This is a genomic window from Pseudomonas sp. TWI923 (genome assembly GCF_039673365.1).
Taxonomy (GTDB): domain Bacteria; phylum Pseudomonadota; class Gammaproteobacteria; order Pseudomonadales; family Pseudomonadaceae; genus Aquipseudomonas; species Aquipseudomonas sichuanensis.
The window spans coordinates 147,582-165,333 of sequence record NZ_JBDJLM010000001.1 but is presented as its reverse complement, the minus strand read 5'-3'; the positions used below and the strand labels follow the sequence as shown (position 1 = coordinate 165,333).

At 65.8% G+C, this 17,752-nt stretch carries 16 protein-coding genes and 1 other RNA gene; 8 read left to right on the top strand and 9 right to left on the bottom strand.

Features of this window, described 5'->3' with window-relative positions; all coding sequences use genetic code 11:
• Positions 1 to 35: 35 nt before the first annotated feature.
• The 6 genes from ABE459_RS00730 to ABE459_RS00705 all read left to right on the top strand — a co-directional run bounded on the left by ABE459_RS00730 (position 36) and on the right by ABE459_RS00705 (position 6,489).
• Positions 36 to 2,507 carry a heavy metal translocating P-type ATPase gene (locus tag ABE459_RS00730; protein WP_323828249.1) on the top strand — a complete coding sequence of 824 codons (2,472 nt, stop codon included), beginning with the start codon at positions 36 to 38 and terminating at the stop codon, positions 2,505 to 2,507.
• On the top strand, positions 2,489 to 2,701 hold the full coding sequence (gene ccoS / locus ABE459_RS00725) for a cbb3-type cytochrome oxidase assembly protein CcoS (RefSeq protein ID WP_110994038.1): 213 nt from the start codon (positions 2,489 to 2,491) through the stop codon (positions 2,699 to 2,701). The genes ABE459_RS00730 and ccoS overlap by 19 nt, the downstream gene beginning before the upstream one ends.
• Positions 2,694 to 3,377, top strand: a complete 684-nt coding sequence (locus ABE459_RS00720) for a sulfite exporter TauE/SafE family protein (protein WP_258704833.1) — start codon at positions 2,694 to 2,696, stop codon at positions 3,375 to 3,377. The genes ccoS and ABE459_RS00720 overlap by 8 nt, the downstream gene beginning before the upstream one ends.
• 204 nt (positions 3,378 to 3,581) lie before the next feature.
• Positions 3,582 to 4,964 carry an oxygen-independent coproporphyrinogen III oxidase gene (gene hemN / locus ABE459_RS00715; protein ID WP_323828251.1) on the top strand — a complete coding sequence of 461 codons (1,383 nt, stop codon included), beginning with the start codon at positions 3,582 to 3,584 and terminating at the stop codon, positions 4,962 to 4,964.
• A 187-nt stretch (positions 4,965 to 5,151) separates the two neighbouring features.
• The gene (gene fnrA / locus ABE459_RS00710; RefSeq protein ID WP_110991794.1) at positions 5,152 to 5,886 is read left to right on the top strand and encodes a Crp/Fnr family transcriptional regulator FnrA; all 735 of its coding nucleotides are present in this window, start codon (positions 5,152 to 5,154) and stop codon (positions 5,884 to 5,886) included.
• A gap of 54 nt (positions 5,887 to 5,940) precedes the next feature.
• Positions 5,941 to 6,489 carry an adenine phosphoribosyltransferase gene (locus ABE459_RS00705; protein WP_028692867.1) on the top strand — a complete coding sequence of 183 codons (549 nt, stop codon included), beginning with the start codon at positions 5,941 to 5,943 and terminating at the stop codon, positions 6,487 to 6,489.
• Between the two features lie 87 nt (positions 6,490 to 6,576).
• Here ABE459_RS00705 and recR read toward each other — a convergent pair whose 3' ends face one another.
• The 3 genes from recR to dnaX form a co-directional block, all read right to left on the bottom strand.
• Positions 6,577 to 7,179 carry a recombination mediator RecR gene (gene recR, locus ABE459_RS00700; RefSeq protein ID WP_125464932.1) on the bottom strand — a complete coding sequence of 201 codons (603 nt, stop codon included), beginning with the start codon at positions 7,177 to 7,179 and terminating at the stop codon, positions 6,577 to 6,579.
• An 88-nt stretch (positions 7,180 to 7,267) separates the two neighbouring features.
• Positions 7,268 to 7,603, bottom strand: a complete 336-nt coding sequence (locus ABE459_RS00695; RefSeq protein WP_110991796.1) for a YbaB/EbfC family nucleoid-associated protein — start codon at positions 7,601 to 7,603, stop codon at positions 7,268 to 7,270.
• A gap of 64 nt (positions 7,604 to 7,667) precedes the next feature.
• Positions 7,668 to 9,716 (bottom strand): DNA polymerase III subunit gamma/tau, encoded by a 2,049-nt coding sequence (gene dnaX / locus ABE459_RS00690; RefSeq protein ID WP_323828255.1) that lies wholly within the window; start codon positions 9,714 to 9,716, stop codon positions 7,668 to 7,670.
• A 132-nt stretch (positions 9,717 to 9,848) separates the two neighbouring features.
• On the opposite strand from dnaX, the gene ABE459_RS00685 reads away from it, so the two are divergent.
• Positions 9,849 to 10,616 (top strand): transporter substrate-binding domain-containing protein, encoded by a 768-nt coding sequence (locus ABE459_RS00685; RefSeq protein ID WP_323828257.1) that lies wholly within the window; start codon positions 9,849 to 9,851, stop codon positions 10,614 to 10,616.
• On the opposite strand, the gene ABE459_RS00680 is transcribed toward ABE459_RS00685, so the two are convergent.
• A complete protein-coding gene (locus ABE459_RS00680) occupies positions 10,613 to 11,107 on the bottom strand; it encodes a DUF2938 domain-containing protein (protein WP_323828555.1) in 495 nt (164 codons plus the stop codon). The genes ABE459_RS00685 and ABE459_RS00680 overlap by 4 nt on opposite strands.
• Before the next feature lie 85 nt (positions 11,108 to 11,192).
• On the opposite strand from ABE459_RS00680, the gene ABE459_RS00675 reads away from it, so the two are divergent.
• Positions 11,193 to 11,594 carry a helix-turn-helix domain-containing protein gene (locus ABE459_RS00675; RefSeq protein ID WP_323828259.1) on the top strand — a complete coding sequence of 134 codons (402 nt, stop codon included), beginning with the start codon at positions 11,193 to 11,195 and terminating at the stop codon, positions 11,592 to 11,594.
• A gap of 4 nt (positions 11,595 to 11,598) precedes the next feature.
• Here the strand turns inward: ABE459_RS00675 and ABE459_RS00670 are convergent, their stop codons facing one another.
• The 5 genes from ABE459_RS00670 to zipA all read right to left on the bottom strand — a co-directional run bounded on the left by ABE459_RS00670 (position 11,599) and on the right by zipA (position 17,726).
• Positions 11,599 to 13,548: a hypothetical protein gene (locus ABE459_RS00670; RefSeq protein ID WP_323828261.1), complete on the bottom strand. Its 1,950-nt coding sequence runs from the start codon at positions 13,546 to 13,548 to the stop codon at positions 11,599 to 11,601.
• Between the two features lie 29 nt (positions 13,549 to 13,577).
• Entirely contained in the window at positions 13,578 to 13,973 is a 396-nt protein-coding gene (locus ABE459_RS00665) for a hypothetical protein (RefSeq protein ID WP_258642617.1), read from the bottom strand.
• A gap of 161 nt (positions 13,974 to 14,134) precedes the next feature.
• Positions 14,135 to 14,231: signal recognition particle sRNA small type (gene ffs / locus ABE459_RS00660), an RNA gene on the bottom strand.
• A 144-nt stretch (positions 14,232 to 14,375) separates the two neighbouring features.
• Positions 14,376 to 16,730, bottom strand: a complete 2,355-nt coding sequence (ligA, locus tag ABE459_RS00655; protein ID WP_258704838.1) for an NAD-dependent DNA ligase LigA — start codon at positions 16,728 to 16,730, stop codon at positions 14,376 to 14,378.
• 102 nt (positions 16,731 to 16,832) lie between these two features.
• Positions 16,833 to 17,726: a cell division protein ZipA gene (gene zipA / locus ABE459_RS00650; protein WP_125464940.1), complete on the bottom strand. Its 894-nt coding sequence runs from the start codon at positions 17,724 to 17,726 to the stop codon at positions 16,833 to 16,835.
• Positions 17,727 to 17,752 lie beyond the last annotated feature (26 nt).

Below are 17,752 nucleotides of genomic sequence, written 5' to 3'. Positions count from 1 at the left end.
CTCCCACGAACCCGCTGCAGCAAGAAGAGATGTCGATGACCCAACCCACCCCCTGCTACCACTGCGCCCTGCCCGTCCCCGCCGGCAGCCGCTTCACTGCCGTGGTGCTCGGCGAGCCCCGGGCATTCTGTTGCCCGGGCTGCCAGGCAGTGGCCGAATCCATCGTCGCCGGGGGCCTTGAGCACTATTACCAGCACCGCAGCGACACCAGCGCCAACCCCGAAGCCCTGCCCCGCCAGTTGCAGGACGAACTGGCACTGTACGACCGCGACGACGTGCAGCAGGGCTTCGTGCGCCATGCCGGCGAACTGGCCGAAGCCACCCTGCTGGTCGAAGGCATCAGTTGCGCTGCCTGCGGCTGGCTGATCGAGAAACACCTGCGCACCCTGCCTGGGGTCGCCGAGGCACGGCTGAACCTGTCCAACCACCGCCTGCTGGTCAACTGGGCCGACAGCCAGTTGCCGCTGTCCAGGCTGCTGGCCGAGCTGCGCCGCATCGGCTACGCCGCCCACCCCTACCAGCCGGACCAGGCCGCCGAGCAACTGGCCCGGGAAAACCGCAGCGCCCTGCGCCGCCTGGGCGTGGCCGGGCTGCTGTGGTTCCAGGCAATGATGGCGACCATGGCCACCTGGCCGGAATTCAACATCGACCTGTCCGCCGAGCTGCACACCATCCTGCGCTGGGTCGCGCTGTTCCTCACCACTCCGATCGTGTTCTACAGCTGCGCGCCGTTCTTCAAGGGCGCCGCCCGCGACCTGCGTACCCGCCACCTGACCATGGACGTCTCGGTGTCGCTGGCCATCGCCCTGGCCTACTGCGCCGGGATCTGGACGGCGATCACCGGCAGTGGCGAGCTGTATTTCGACACCGTGGGCATGTTCGCCCTGTTCCTGCTGACCGGCCGCTACCTGGAGCGCCGCGCCCGCGAGCGCACGGCGGCGGCCACGGCGCAACTGGTCAACCTGCTGCCGGCCTCGTGCCTGCGCCTGGATGCCGACGGCCAGGCCGAACGCATCCTGCTCGGCGAACTGCAGTGCGGCGACCGCGTGCAAGTGCTGCCCGGCGCGGTGATCCCCGCCGACGGCTGCATTATCGAAGGCCGCTCCAGCGTCGACGAATCGCTGCTCACCGGTGAATACCTGCCCTTGGCGCGGCGCACCGGCGACCGGGTCACCGGCGGCACCCTCAACGTCGAAAGCACCCTCACCATCGAGGTCCAGGCCCTGGGCCAGGACTCACGGCTGTCGGCCATCGTGCGCCTGCTGGAGCGGGCGCAGACCGAAAAACCGCGCCTGGCCGAGATCGCCGACCGTGCCTCGCAATGGTTCCTGCTGTTCACCCTGGTAGCGGCGGCGATCATCGGCCTGGTCTGGTGGCAGCTCGATGCCGGGCGGGCGTTCTGGATCGTCCTGGCGATGCTGGTCGCCACCTGCCCCTGCGCCCTGTCGCTGGCCACCCCGACCGCCCTCACCGCCGCTACCGGCACCCTGCACAAGCTTGGCCTGCTGGTGACCCGTGGCCATGTGCTCGAAGGCCTCAACCAGATCGACACGGTGATCTTCGACAAGACCGGCACCCTCACCGAAGGCCGCCTGGCCCTGCGCAGCATCCGCCCGCTGGGGCGCCTGGATGCCGACCGCTGCCTGGCGCTGGCCGCCGCCCTCGAGAACCGCTCCGAACACCCCATCGCCCGCGCCTTCGGCCGCGCCGCCCGGCCGGCCGAGGCGGTCAACGCAGTGCCTGGGCTGGGCCTGGAGGGTGAGGTGGACGACCAGCGCCTGCGCATCGGCCAGGCCACCTTCGTCTGCGCCCTGAGTGGCGCCGAAGTGCCTGGCGTACCCGAACCACGCGGCCAGTGGCTGCTGCTGGGCGATCGCCAGGGCCCGCTGGCTTGGTTCGGCCTGGACGACCGCCTGCGCGACGACGCCGCCGACCTGGTGGCCGCCTGTAAGGCCCGTGGCTGGCAGACCCTGCTGCTGTCCGGCGACAGCTCGCCTATGGTTGCCGAGGTGGCCGCGACGCTTGGCATCGACCAGGCCGTCGGCGGCCTGCGCCCGGACGACAAGCTCGCACGCCTGAAACAGCTCCAGGCCGAAGGGCGCAAGGTGCTGATGCTGGGTGACGGGGTGAACGATGTGCCGGTCCTGGCCGCCGCCGATATCAGCATCGCCATGGGCAGCGCCACCGACCTTGCCAAGACCAGCGCCGACGCTGTGCTGCTGTCCAACAACCTGCACGCACTGGTGCAGGCCTTTGCCCTGGCCCGGCGCACCCGACGCAACATTGTCGAGAACCTGCTCTGGGCGACCCTGTACAATGGCCTCATGCTGCCGTTCGCCGCGCTCGGCTGGATCACCCCGGTCTGGGCGGCGGTCGGCATGTCGGTCAGCTCGCTGATCGTCGTGCTCAACGCCTTGCGCCTGACCCGGCTGCCAACGGCAGTGGGCGTACCGGTGAACGCGCCACCGTCACTTGGAAGGAAAACCCTATGCCCGCCCTCTACGTGATGATCCCCGCCGCCCTGCTGCTGGTCGGGGTGGCCGTGTACATCTTCTTCTGGGCGGTGGACAGCGGCCAGTACGACGACCTTGAAGGCCCGGCCCACAGCATCCTGTTCGACGACCAGGACCCGCGCCACCAGGCTGCGGTCAAACACGACGAACAACCTCCTGAAGACAAGGACGCCAAACCGAGTGCCTGAACTGATCCCCCTGCTCGGCTCGGCCCTGGTCCTCGGCCTGCTCGGTGGCGGCCACTGCCTGGGGATGTGCGGCGGCCTGATGGGCGCCCTGACCCTGGCCATCCCGCCGCAGCAGCGCAACCGGCGCCTGCGCCTGCTGCTGGCCTACAACCTCGGGCGCATCCTCAGCTACGCCGCGGCCGGCCTGCTGCTGGGCCTGGCCGGCGTGGCCCTGGCCAGCAGCCCGCTGGCGCTCGGGCTGCGGGTGGTCGCGGCGCTGCTGCTGATTGCCATGGGCCTGTACCTGGCCGGATGGTGGAGTGGCCTGACACGCATCGAAGCGCTCGGGCGCGGCCTGTGGCGCCATATACAACCGCTGGCCACACGGCTGCTGCCGGTGTCCAGCCTGCCCCGCGCCCTGTTGCTCGGCGCCTTGTGGGGCTGGCTGCCGTGCGGGCTGGTGTACAGCACCCTGCTGTGGGCGGCCAGCCAGGGTGATGCGCTGCACAGCGGGGCATTGATGCTGGCGTTCGGGCTGGGCACCTGGCCGGTGTTGCTGGCCACGGGGCTGGCGGCGGAGCGTGTGGGCAGCGTGCTGCGCAAGCGCGGAGTGCGCATGGCAGGTGGGCTGCTGGTGATTCTGTTCGGGCTTTGGACACTGCCGGGGCCCCATCAGCACTGGCTCATGGGGCACTGAGAGGCTGCTGCGCAGCCTTTTCGCCGGCAAGCCGGCTCCCACACCGATCGCGTCGACTCAAGCCTGTGGGAGCTGGCTTGCCAGCGAAAGGGCCGCGCAGCGGCCCCATGCGGTGACCGCAAGATCTGCTGATACAAATCAACACGACTTCTTGCCCACGTCCCTAGACTCTGGACACTGCTGCTCTATCCGGGGACTGCCCACATGCTCGACGACCTACGCTGGGACGCCGACCTGATCCGTCGTTACGATCTGGCCGGGCCACGCTACACCTCCTACCCTACCGCCGTGCAACTGCATGGCGAAGTGGGCTCGTTCGACCTGCTCCACGCCCTGCGCGAGAGCCGTCGGGCCACGCGCCCGCTGTCGCTGTACGTGCACGTGCCGTTCTGCGCCAACATCTGCTACTACTGCGCATGCAACAAGGTCATCACCAAGGACCGCGGCCGCGCCGCGCCCTACCTGCAGCGCCTGGAACAGGAAATCCAGCTGGTCGCCTGCCACCTGGACCCCAAGCAGCGCGTCGAACAACTGCACTTCGGCGGCGGCACCCCGACCTTCCTCAGCCATGTGGAACTGCGCCAGCTGATGGCGACCCTGCGCCAGCACTTCAACCTGCTGGACGATGACTCCGGTGACTACGGCATCGAGATCGACCCGCGCGAGGCTGACTGGTCGACCATGGGGCTGCTGCGCGAGCTGGGCTTCAACCGCGTCAGCCTCGGCGTGCAGGACCTCGACCCGGCGGTGCAGCGCGCGGTCAACCGCCTGCAAAGCCTGGAACAGACCCGCACCCTGATCGAAGCGGCGCGCACCCTGCAGTTCCGCTCGATCAACCTCGACCTGATCTACGGCCTGCCCAAGCAGACCCCGGAAGGTTTCGCCCGCACTGTCGAAGAAGTGATCCGCCTGCAACCCGATCGCCTGTCGGTGTTCAACTACGCCCACCTGCCGGAGCGTTTCATGCCGCAGCGGCGCATCGACAGCAACGACCTGCCGGCCCCCGCGGCCAAACTGGAGATGCTGCACGCCACCATCGACCAACTGACCGCCGCCGGCTACCGCTACATCGGCATGGACCATTTCGCCCTGCCCGACGACGAACTGGCCATCGCCCAGGAAGAAGGCACCCTGCAGCGCAACTTCCAGGGTTACACCACCCATGGCCATTGCGACCTGATCGGCCTGGGAGTCTCGGCCATCAGCCAGATCGGCGACCTGTACTGCCAGAACAGCAGCGACCTCAACACCTACCAGGACACCCTGTCCACCGCCCAACTGGCCACTCAGCGCGGCCTGCTGTGCAACCAGGACGACCGCCTGCGGCGGGCAGTGATCCAGCAACTGATCTGCCATTTCGAGCTGGACTTCGAGCAGATCGAACGGCAATTCACCATTGATTTTCGCGGTTACTTCAACGAAGTCTGGCCGCAGTTGCACGCCATGCAGCGCGACGGCCTGATCAGCCTCGACAATAAAGGCATCCGCATCCTGCCTGCCGGCCGTCTGCTGGCGCGCTCGGTGTGCATGGTCTTCGACGCTTACCTCGCGCAACAGAATCGCCAGCGTTTCTCACGGGTGATCTGAGGCGATTGAGGCGTTTCACCGCATGGACAGCCCGCCTTCAGGGGCACACTATGGACAGTCGAAAGGTACCGGAAACATCCACTCCGGGCCGCCGCCAGCACGCACCAAACAAGTGCATGCTGGCCTCCAGCCTATGCCGTGGGTTACCCTTACGGCTTATGTGTGCTTTCCCACAAGGATCGAAGAAATGTCCGAGCCAGTAAAACTGCGCCCACACAACCAGGCCCACTGCAAGGATTGCAGCCTGGCCCCCCTGTGCCTGCCCCTGTCCCTCAACCTCGAGGACATGGATGCACTGGATGAAATCGTCAAACGCGGCCGCCCACTGAAAAAAGGCGAATTCCTGTTCCGCCAAGGTGACAATTTCGGCTCGGTTTACGCAGTCCGCTCCGGCGCCCTCAAGACCTTCAGCCTCAGCGACGCCGGCGAAGAACAGATCACCGGCTTCCACCTGCCCAGCGAGCTGGTCGGCCTGTCCGGCATGGACACCGAAGCCTATCCGGTGTCGGCCCAGGCCCAGGAAACCACCTCGGTGTGCGAGATCCCCTTCGAACGCCTGGATGAGCTTTCGGTACAACTGCCGCAACTGCGCCGCCAGCTGATGCGGGTGATGAGCCGGGAGATCCGCGACGACCAGCAGATGATGTTGCTGCTGTCGAAGAAAACCGCCGACGAGCGCATCGCCACCTTCCTGGTCAACCTGTCCGCGCGCTTCCGCGCCCGTGGCTACTCGGCCAACCAGTTCCGCCTGAGCATGTCGCGCAACGAGATCGGCAACTACCTGGGCCTGGCCGTGGAAACCGTCTCGCGGGTGTTCACCCGCTTCCAGCAGAACGGCCTGCTCAAGGCCGAGGGCAAGGAAGTGCATATCCTCGACCCGATCCAGCTGTGTGCGCTGGCCGGTGGTGCAATGGAGGCCTGACAAAGGCCGGATGCGGGTATACTGGCGCCTTGGTTTTTCCAGGATACCCGCACCATGCACAGCGACACATTCGACCTCAAAGCCCTGATTCGCCCGGTAGTGGACTTCCCCAAACCGGGGGTCATCTTCCGCGATATCACCCCGTTGTTCCAATCGCCGCGTGGGCTGCGCTATGTCGCTGACCAGTTCATCGAGCGCTATGTCGAGGCCGAGTTCAGCCATATCGGTGCCATGGATGCGCGGGGCTTCCTGATCGGCTCGATCATCGCCCACCAGTTGAACAAGCCGCTGATCCTGTTCCGCAAGCAAGGCAAGCTGCCGGCCGACGTGCTGTCGGAGGGTTACCAGACCGAGTACGGCGAAGCCTTCCTGGAAGTGCATGCCGATAGCCTGTGCGAAGGGGATTCGGTGCTGATCTTCGATGACCTGATCGCCACCGGCGGCACCCTGCTGGCGGCAGCCAACCTGGTGCGCCGCACCGGGGCACAGGTGTTCGAGGCCGCAGCGATCATCGATTTGCCCGAGCTGGAAGGCTCGCGCCGGCTGCAGGCAGCCGGGGTGCCGACTTTCTGCCTGACCGAGTTCTCGCTAAGCGAATACTGAAAGCAGCTGCAAGCTGCAAGCTGCAAGTAAAAGCAAGTCGATGCAGAACCTATTTTGCTTGCCGCTTGAAGCTTGAAGCTTGGAGCTTCAAAGCGAAATCGGCCTGCGCCCGGCAAACGCATGGGCCAAGGTCCCGCCATCCACCAGCTCCAGCTCCCCACCCAACGGCACGCCATGGGCGATACGCGTGGTGCTCAAGCCCTTTTCGGCCAGCAGCTGGGCGATGTAGTGGGCCGTCGCCTCCCCTTCCACCGTGGGGTTGGTCGCCAGGATCACTTCACTGAAGGTGCCCTGCTCTTCGATCCGCGCCATGAGCTGCGGAATACCGATCGCATCCGGCCCCAGGCCATCGAGCGGCGACAGGTGCCCCTTGAGCACGAAGTAACGGCCGCGATAGCCGGCCTGCTCCACTGCAAACATATCCATCGGCCCTTCGACCACGCACAGCTGGCTGTCATCACGGCGCGGGTCGGCGCACTGCGGGCACAGCTCCTGCTCGGTCAGGGTCCGGCACTGGCGGCAATGGCCAACGCCGTCCATGGCCTGGCTCAGGGCCTGGGCCAGGCGCGTACCGCCACTGCGGTCGCGCTCGAGCAGTTGCAGGGCCATGCGCTGGGCGGTTTTCTGGCCGACACCGGGCAGAATGCGCAGGGCGTCGATCAGTTGGCGGATCAGGGGGCTGAAGCTCATGTATGCGGGCCTGCCAGTTCAGGAAACAGAATGAACAAGGGAGCAACGACCGCCTGGCCGTTGCTCCCCCGGGGTAACGCGACGCCGATCAGAACGGCATCTTGAAGCCAGGCGGCAGCTGCATGCCGGCAGTCATGCCGCCCATCTTCTCCTGGCTGCTCTGCTCGATCTTGCGCACGGCATCGTTGAGCGCGGCGGCGATCAGGTCTTCGAGCACTTCCTTGTCGTCGGCGTCAGCCGACATCAGGCTGTCATCGATGCTGACGCGCTTGACGTCGTGGCGACCGGTCATCACCACGCTGACCAGGCCACCACCGGACTGGCCGGTGACTTCGGCGTTAGCCAGCTCTTCCTGCATCTTCTGCATCTTTTCCTGCATCTGCTGGGCCTGCTTCATCAGGCCGGCCATGCCACCTTTCATCATGGGGGTATACCTCGATTGGTTCATGTAATGCGACCGCGCACAGGGCCGGCCGCATGGTTATCCGTTATTGGCCCTGGCTGGCCAGGGCATCCACAGGCTCAATAGTATCCTGCCGCACCGTCGCGCCGAACTGCTGGATCATCTGCTGGATCAGCGGATCCTGCTCGATCGACAGCACCGCGTCATGCTGGCGTTCGGCGCGCTTGCGGGACGCGGCCTGGGCCGGGGTTTCCTGCTCCGGGCGAATCAGTTCGATCTTGAGCCGGATGTCGCGCCCCAGCTGCTGGTTGAGCGCATCGTTGAGGCGGCGCTGTTGCGTGCTGTTGAACAACGCCCCCTGGCCCGGGTCCAGGTGCAGCAGCCAGTCGTCGCCATCGGCGGCGATCAAGGTACAGTTCGCGGCGATGTTGCCTGTCATACCCGAGACAGGCAACTGTGGGAATAATTCCAGCCATTGCAGGGCCAGACCCGTGGCGGGCTGAGCGGCCGGCAGCGGTTCGGGCGCCTTGGCGGGCTGGTCTTCCTGCACATGCTCGGCCAGTTCATCGAGGTAACTGAAGCCTGCCGGGTCGCTGTCCGCGACATAGTAGTCTTCGTCCGCCGGTGGCTCATCGTCGCGGTCCATGCCCGCTGGGTTGTACGCTGACGGATCGAAGGGTGGCTCGTCGTAGTCCGGCTGGCTGCTGGCGGTCTCGGCAACGGGCGCCTCGACCACCACAGGCTCGGGCTGCGGCGCGGCCACGACAGGCACAGGCGGTGCGGCGGGCTCTTCCCAAGGCAGGTCGATCACTGCCTCGACCGGCTCAGGCTCGGGCTCCGGGGCTGGCTCGGGCTGCGCGGCAGGCGCTTCAACCACGGCCTCGGCGACGACAGGCGCCTCTACCGGGGCCTGAACGGCGGCTGGCGCGACAACAGGTTCAACGGGCGCTGCGACGGCAACTGCCGCAGCTGCCACCGGTGGGGCCGGATCAGCTGTGGCCTGGCTGATCCCCACCGGCTTTAGTACCGGTTTCGGTGCATCGTCGCTGTCGGCCGGGCGGAACGCCAGCATGCGCAGCAGGACCATTTCAAAGCCGCCACGCGGGTCGGGCGCCAGCGGCAGGTCGCGACGGCCAATCAGGCCCATCTGGTAGTAGAACTGTACGTCCTCGGCGGGCAGTGCCTGGGCCAGCGCCAACACCCGATCACGGTCGCCCTGGCCGTTGTCGACCGCCTCGGGCAACGCCTGGGCGATGGCCACACGGTGAAGCACGTTGAGCATTTCCGAGAGCACGCCGTTCCAGTCAGGCCCCTGCTCGGCAAGGTGGCGCACCGCTTCCAGCAATGCCCGGGCATCGCCGTCGAGCAGTGCCTGCAGCACACCGTACACCTGGCCGTGGTCAAGCGTGCCGAGCATTGCCCGCACATCAGCCGCCAGCACCTTGCCTTCGCCAAAGGCGATGGCCTGGTCGGTCAGGCTCATGGCGTCGCGCATCGAGCCGTCGGCAGCGCGGCCCAGCAGCCACAGGGCGTCGTCTTCGAACGGCACGTTCTCGGCGCCCAGCACATGACTGAGGTGCTCGACCACCCGCTCCGGGCTCATGTTCTTCAGGGAGAACTGCAGGCAGCGCGACAGGATGGTTGCCGGCAGCTTCTGCGGGTCGGTGGTGGCGAGGATGAACTTGACGTAGGGCGGCGGCTCTTCCAGCGTCTTCAGCAAGGCGTTGAAGGAGTGGGTCGAGAGCATGTGCACTTCGTCGATCAGGTAGACCTTGAAGCGCCCGCGGCTGGGGGCGTACTGCACGTTATCGAGCAGCTCGCGGGTATCCTCGACCTTGGTGCGGCTGGCGGCGTCGATCTCGATCAGGTCGACGAAGCGGCCTTCGTCGATCTCGCGGCACACCGAGCAGGTCCCGCAGGGCGTGGAGGTGATGCCGGTTTCGCAGTTCAGGCACTTGGCGATGATCCGCGCGATGGTGGTCTTGCCCACCCCGCGGGTGCCGGTGAACAGGTACGCATGGTGCAGGCGCTGGTTGTCCAGGGCGTTGATCAAAGCCTTGAGCACATGGGTCTGGCCGACCATTTCGCGGAACGAGCGCGGACGCCATTTACGTGCAAGAACCTGATAACTCATCAAAAAACCATCGTGACCGGAGCGGGCGGAAAGAGCGCTAATGCTAGCGGAGCGAGGGGGAAATTGCACCCTGCGGATCTCGTCTAAGCTCAGCAGCAGGCATAGCTCCGGGCTGATCAGGGAGGATGAGACGTGCGGCGAGCCTTGGTCCTCCTGTGGTTATGCAGTGCATACAGCCTGGCCGAGCCGCCAGTTTTGCGCTTTTCCGTGGCCGAGAGCTGGAGCATGCCGCTGATGCGCATCGAGCAGGGGCAGCCGGTGGAGGGCATTCTGTTCGAACTGATGCAGGCTGCGGCCCGCGAAGCGGGGGTGCGGGCGCAGTACCATGTGATGGCCCGGCTGCGGCTGCAGGAGGCCATGGAGAGCGGCGACATCGACGTGCGCTGTTACGTTTCCCCGCAATGGCTGACCAGCCGCAACGGCGACTACCTGTGGAGCATCCCGCTCATCGAGCAGCGCGACCTGCTGGTCGGCCGGCCCGGCGACAGCGCCACCACCGCCGACGCCCTCCCCCCACAGGCGCTGGGCACCGTGCTGGGCTACAGCTACCCCACCCTCGCCCCACTGTTTGCCCGCGGCCAGTTGCAGCGCGAAGACAGCCGCAATCAGGAGCTGGCCCTGCAAAAGCTGCAGGCCGGGCGCTATCAGCATGCCGTGAGCAACCAGCTGTCGCTGCAATGGTTCAACCGTGGGCTGCCGCCGGCAAAGCAACTGCATGGGCTGGCGGTGCTGGAAGAACAGGCACTGAGTTGCATGGTGCGCAACGATCCGGCGCTACCGACACAGGCGGTGCTCAGGGCGTTTGTGAGGCTCAAGCAATCCGGAGAGGTCGAGCGAATCATCGAGCGTTACACCCAAGCGCTGCCCGCGCCACCTGTCGCCGACAGCAAAGATCTCTAGCCTACGAGCCACAGCACACCGAGCGCGGCCAGGTACAGACCGCTGCCAAACACACAATGCGTTGCCAGGCTGCGCAAGCAACTCTTCAGCGGCGCTGGCGTATTGGCGGCAAAGTACCCCGCGCCCAGTGCCGGCTGTATCACGCACAGCGGCACCAGCACCGAGACAACTCCGAACGACAACGCTGGGAGCAGCGATGGCTGACCCAGCCACGCCTCCCCGGCCAGCGCGATCAGCAGGCCGGCAAACAGCAGCCCGGCCACATAGTGCAGCACCCAACCCCACGCCAGCTCACCGCGAACTGGTTCGGCCTTGCCGATCGCCGAGTGCCGCCAGCGCCCTTGCAGCAGATGCCCCGCCCAGCGGCCGACCATGGCGTAGTTCAGGGTCGTGACGCCCAGGCGCCTGAGCAGCAGCGTCCACAGGTCCATCACCAGCGTGGCGCCGATGCCGATGAACAGGACGGAGGAAATCAATGAGGAGACGGTCATGGCGAAGGCCCTGGGCAGATTGACGGAAATGGTCTTTGCCAAGCAGCATGCAAGTTGAAGTCAACTTCAAGTCAAGGGGCCCCAGATGGATATTGCCGATGTCGCCAGGCGCAGTGGTGTACCGGCTTCGACCTTGCGCTACTACGCCAACAAGGGCCTGCTCACGGCATTGTCCGGCCGGGGCCAGCGCCGTCAGTTCCCGGCCGACACGCCCGAGCGCCTGGCGTTGATCGCCCTGGGCCAGGCGGCCGGGTTTTCGCTGGATGAGGTGGCGGCGATGCTGGCCGAGCAGCAGGTCGACCGGCAATTGCTGCTGGCCAAGGCCGACCAGATCGACCAGCGGATCAAGCGCCTGCAGGCGATGAGCAAGGGGTTGCGGCATGCGGCGGTGTGCCCCGAGGAGCATCACCTGCAGTGCCCGACCTTCCAGCGCTTGATGAAGGTGTCCGCCAGCCAGGGCAGGCCCGGCCGAGCGCCGCGCAGGTGAGCCTTCAGTAACCGTGCAGTTCGCGGAACGGTTGGCCCTTGTGGTAAGCGATCCACTCCTGCACGTCATAGGGCAGATACAGCTGGCGCCGCGCCCGCGACAAAGCGATGTACACGGCGCAGATACGCGCATCGAAAGCGTAGGCATCCTTGAAGCGGTTGGTGGTCATCAGTTCGGGCGTGAGCAGTACATGGTCGAACTCAAGGCCCCCGGCCTCCTCGGCCATCATCAGCAAGAGGCTGGCACGCTGCTCGGCGACCCGCGCCGCCAGGGTGGTCAGGTCGGCAAGCTTGTAACCATCCTGCAACCGCGCCTCGACCCACAGGAACGACTCATCGAAGCGCTCGGCATCACGCACCTGTTGCCAGTCGAGCATGTGCGAAAAGTGCGGGTGCGGCCCTTCGGCGTCCTGCATCGGGCCATGCAATGCCGCCCGGAACAGGCCGACCGCAGTGGCCATGAAGCGTCGCATATCGGGCCAGTCGGGGAATTTCAGCAGGCAACCGGTCTCGGCCAGTTCCATGGCCCAGCGCATGCTATCCCAGCGCGAGGCGGTCAGCACCACGCAGCCTTCGGGTGGAATGAAGCCCTGGGGGAACAGCTCGATACCGACATCCACGTTGCGCGCAGCCTCGAAGGCCACTTTCGACTTCTGTGAATGCACGTCGATCAAGGGGTTGATCAGGCGCTCGACCTTTGGCCCGGAGCGAACGGCGAAGGCGATATCCTTCTGCCGCACCTGGCGCTCACGCCGCACCACGGCACCGGAGGCCTTCTGGTATTCGTCACCCAGGGTGATCAACACCTGCCGCCCGCGCTCGATGACTTGCAACAGCGAGCCCGGCACGTCCTGGCTCTCATCGATGATCACGTGGCTGAAGCGAGTGGGCACATTGCAGCCACCCAGGCTGGCACGCTTGATCAGCAGCAGCGCTTCGAAGCCGGTCTGCGCGCCCCAGGCCGGGTGCGTCTCCAGATAGCGCCACAACCGGCTGGCGTACTCGAGCAGAACCTGGGCATCGACGCCCGAGAGCGCCTGCCGGAAGAATGGCAGGTGGCGATTCGACAGGCTGTAGTCACGCGACTCGCAATAGCTGTGCAGCACTTCGAGACAGATATCCAGGGCATGCTCGGCGTCGTACTGGCGCAGCCCGACGATGCCAAGCTCCTGGGCCAGCTTGAGCTTGCCCGGGCCTCGCGCTGCGGCCCTGCCGTTGGCCGGCTGCGCATCCTTGAGCAGGGCCTTGGCAAACTGGCCGAAGGTCATGCCGACCTTGGCCTGCGGGTCCAGGCCCATGCGCTGGCGCAGGGTGCCAAGCTTGGCCGGTGTGCGTGCCAGGGCCAGCACCCGGCCGCGCGGCAGGCAATCCATCAGCGCGCCAAGCAGGTAACTCTTGCCGATGCCGGCGTAGCCCTGGACATGGATGTCTTCGTCGAGGTTGGCACGGATAACCTTGAGCAGCTTGTCCTGCTCGACGGTCAGCCAGCGCTCGTTGTCAAAACCGGTCACCACCTGCTGGCTGAAGGGGTTGTCGGCTTGCTGCCGACGAAGCCTGAAGTCGAAATCCCACTTGCCGTCGGCCAGCAGGTAATCGCCCCCCTGCACCTCTTCGTCGGTGAGCAGGCGCAACTTCGACGCTTTGATCACCTCGAGGCCGAAATACAGTTTGCGCGCATCGAACAGCCGGCGCGCCTCCGACAGCAGGCTCACGTCCGGCGAATGGGGGCCATCGACGGACCAGGCCAGCAATTTGCCCAGCACCTTCTCCGCCGCTGGTGCATCGAGCTTGCCCTGGGCCTGGGCAAGGTTCTGGATCACCAGCAGGGCCGCCAGCTCAGGGTCGCTCAGCGCGTCCAGGGCGGGCGGGCCTTCGGCCTGCAGCAACCCCTGGCAGCGCTCCAGGGTGATGGGCAGGAAGACAGGGCAGGAGAAATTGAAATGTTCAGGCTGCATGTGCGCTCAATGTCCAGGCAAAGGCTGATTCAGGGCGTGTTGGCATCCGGCGCCTGGCCAACCAGCAGTTCGAACTGGTAAGCACCCAGTGAACCCGCCATGCCGCCAGGGTGACGGGCACCCGGCTGAGGCTCATCGAGCACGCCATCGAGTTCGTGCAGCGCCAGCTCCAGCAACTTGCGCAGGTCACGCACGCTGCCTGCCGATAGGTTCAAATGCAGTTCGAGCAGGGCCTGGGCCGCGGCAACAGGCGCTGGCGGCGTTGCCTCGGCGAGTATGCGCTCGTGCTCCTCTTCCATCTGGTCGAGCACCTGCGACAGCTCAAGCACCCGCTCGGGGCTGGCGGCCATCTGGTCCTTGATTTCCAGGCGGCGCATTTGCCATTCCCGGATCTTGTGACGGGTGAGGTCGTCGACATGTTCCACGGTCGCTATCTCCTGGCCGAACGGACTGACACGCTGGGTGCATGATAAGGCGCCACGCACGATTGTGCAGGGGTAAAGGCTTGCGCGGGCGTAAAGAGAGGGTACAGGCGGGGTACGAAAGGTGCGCGAAGCGAAAATGCCTGCGCCCAAAATGGAGGCGGCCCCACCAGCCACACCCCGGCACTCGATGTTCCCGCTATGGCTGCTCCCTTCCGGGCCTGACCAGGTTAACGGGTAATCAATGCGGGGGGACCGATGGGGCCACCACGACGGCTCGCCAAGTGACGAGCCGCGCCATTGTACCGTTCTGCGCCGAAGTTACAACCTTTGCTTGAGAAAAAACCATCATTTCTCAAGGACTTGTGGTGGCTTCATCGCGGGGCGGCCCGCCCCCAGCGGCGGCTAGAGGTCAATGCCCTGCCCGGCCATGAAGGCCACGAACTGCTCCTCGTCCAGCACCTTGACCCCCAGCTCACCGGCCTTGGCCAGCTTCGAGCCGGCACCGGGGCCGGCGACCACACAGTGGGTCTTGCCAGAAACCGAGCCCGACACTTTCGCCCCCAGGCTTTCCAGCTTCTCCTTGGCGACATCCCGGCTCATGCGCTCCAGCGTGCCGGTCAGCACCCAGGTCTGGCCGGCCAGGGGCAGGCCCGCGGCGGTTTTCTTCTCGCAGGACCAGTGCATGCCGAATTCCAGCAACTGGGCTTCGATGGCCCGGGCCAACTGCTGGTTGGCTTCCACCTTGAAGAACTCGCGCACGCCCTCGGCCTGCTTGGTATTCAACGCCTGACGCAAGTCGATGCCATCGGCGGCGATGATCTTGTCCAGCGTGCCCAGCTTGTCCACCAGCTTCTCGGCGCCGGTCGGGCCAACCGACGGGATGTCGAGCTTGGCCAGCATCCCGGCCAGGGTGGTGCAGGCGGCGAACTCGGCGGCCAGCTCACCCTCGTCCTGCAACTGCATGCCACTGGCCAGCAATTGCTCGATCACTTCACGGTTGTGCTCGGCCTCGAAGAAGTTGTGGATCTCGTAGGCCACTTCCAGGCCAATGTCCGGCAGGTAGGTGAGCACCTGGGGCAGCGCCACCTGTACCCGCGCCAGGCTGCCCAGCGAGCGGGCCAACACCTTGGCGGTCTCCTCGCCGACATCGGGGATGCCCAGGGCAAAGATGAAGCGCGCCAGGGGCGGACGCTTGCTGGCCTCGATGGCTTCGAGCAATTTGCGGCTGGACACCTCGGCGAAGCCTTCCAGCGCGACCACTTGCTCGAACTCAAGCTTGTAAAGGTCGGCCGGCGAACGGATCAAGCCTTCGTCGACCAGTTGTTCGACGCTCTTCTCGCCCAGGCCGTCGATGTCCATGGCCCGGCGCGACACATAGTGGATGATCGCCTGCTTGAGCTGGGCTGCGCAGCTCAAGCGGCCGACACAGCGGTACACCGCGCCTTCGCTGGTGGTCGCCTTGCCCTTGCTGCGTTTGACCAGCTGCGTGCGCTCGACCTGCGAGCCGCACACCGGGCAGGCGCTGGGCACCTGCACCGGCCGGGCATCAGCCGGACGACGCTCGGTCACCACTTGCATCACCTGCGGGATCACGTCGCCGGCACGGCGGATGATGACCGTGTCACCGATGCACAGGCCAAGGCGGGCGACTTCGTCCATGTTGTGCAGGGTGGCATTGGATACGGTAACCCCGGCCACCTTGACCGGCTTCAGCCGCGCCACGGGCGTTACCGCGCCGGTACGGCCGACCTGAAACTCGACGTCGAGCACCTCGGTGAGCTCTTCCATGGCCGGGAACTTGTGGGCGATCGCCCAACGCGGTTCACGGGCACGGAAACCCAGCTCGCGCTGCGCGGCCAGGCTGTTGACCTTGAACACCACCCCGTCGATCTCGTAGGGCAGGCCATTGCGCCGCTCACCGATATCCCGGTAGTAAGCCAGGCACTCTTCGATGCCAGCCGCGTGCCGCAGCTCGCGGCTGATGGGCAGGCCCCAGCCCCTGAGCTTTTCGAGAATGCCGATATGGCTGTCACCGAAAGGTTCTGACACCTGGCCGACGCCATAGCAGCAGAACTCCAGCGGGCGACTGGCGGTGATCTTCGAGTCCAGTTGGCGCAGGCTGCCGGCGGCAGCGTTGCGCGGGTTGGCGAAGGTCTTGCCACCGGCTTCGGCCTGGGCGGCGTTGAGCCGGTCGAAACCGGCCTTGCTCATGTACACCTCGCCACGCACCTCCAGCACTGCCGGCCAGCCCTCGCCCTGCAGCTTGAGCGGAATGTTGCGCACGGTACGCACGTTGGCGCTGATGTCTTCGCCGGTGGTGCCGTCGCCGCGGGTGGCGCCCTGCACCAGCTGGCCGTCGCGGTACAGCAGGCTGACCGCCAGGCCATCGAGCTTGGGTTCGCAGCTGTAATCGACAGCGGCGCGGGCAGCGAACAGATCGCCGCCGGGCAGGTCGAGGCCCTCGACCACGCGACGGTCGAAATCACGCAAGTCGTCTTCTTCGAAGGCGTTGCCCAGACTGAGCATGGGCACCTCGTGGCGCACCTGGCTGAACGCCGCCAGTGCCGCACCGCCCACCCGCTGAGTGGGCGAGTCGGGGGTCACCAGGTGCGGGTGCTCGGCCTCCAGCGCCTTGAGTTCATTGAACAGCCGGTCGTACTCGGCGTCCGGCACACTGGGCTCGTCGAGCACGTAGTAGCGGTGGTTGTGCTGGTCGAGCTCGGCGCGCAGTTCATGGATTCGGGTTTCGGCGTTCATTTTTTCGTCTTCTCGTGCAAAGCAAAAGAGCAGCCCCAGGCTGCTCTTTTGCTTGAATCATCGCGGTGCGGACCGAGGCAGGGGCCGCCCCGCTGGTGTGTGTCAGCGTTTCTGCGTCAGCGCCCTGCGTTCGAACTCGACGATACGCTGGCGGTAGTGCTCGATGGTCTGGGCGGTGAGCACGCTGCGCTGGTCGTCCTTGAGCTCGCCGTTGAGCTCGTGGGACAGCTTGCGCGCGGCGGCGACCATCACGTCGAAGGCCTGCTTGGGGTGGCGCGGGCCAGGCAAGCCAAGGAAGAAGCTCACGGCACGGGTGCTGAAGTGGTCGATGTCGTCCAGGTCGAACACGCCGGGCTTGACCGCGTTGGCCATGGAGAACAGCACCTCGCCGTGGCCAGCCATGCTTTCGTGGCGATGGAAGATGTCCATCTCGCCGAAGCGCAGGCCGCTTTCCAGGATGTTCTGCAACAGGGCCGGGCCCTTGAAGCCGCCTTCATCGCGGGAAATGACGCTGATCACCAGCACCTCTTCCATCGGCGGCAGCTCCCTGGCCGGGGTGCTGGCGCTGCTGGCTGGGGCGCTGTTGCGGCTGCTGTTGTCGACAACCACTTCATCGTCGCTTTCGGCAAACAGGTCGGGCTCGCGCTCAGCGGCGAGATTGAGGTCGCCCTGCTGTGGCTCGCTGTTGTTGCGCTTGCCGCGCTTGGGCTGCTTGGCCGGTTTGGCTTCACGCTCGCGCTCACGCTCACGCGCCGGCGCACTCAGCGACGGCAGGTCGGTCTCGTCCAGCTCGGGCTCTTTATGCGTATCCAGCACGCGTGAAGGGCCGAGCACTTCGGCACTGCCCTCATCGTCCTGGGCATTGGCGTAGCTACGGTCCAGACGGAATTTCAACTTGCCTTTGCCGCCGCGCATGCGACGCCAGCCGTCGAAAAGAATCCCGGCAATGACAATGACGCCGATGAGGATCAGCCACTCGCGCAGACCGATTTCCATGTAATCCCGTGCCTCTATAAAAAATA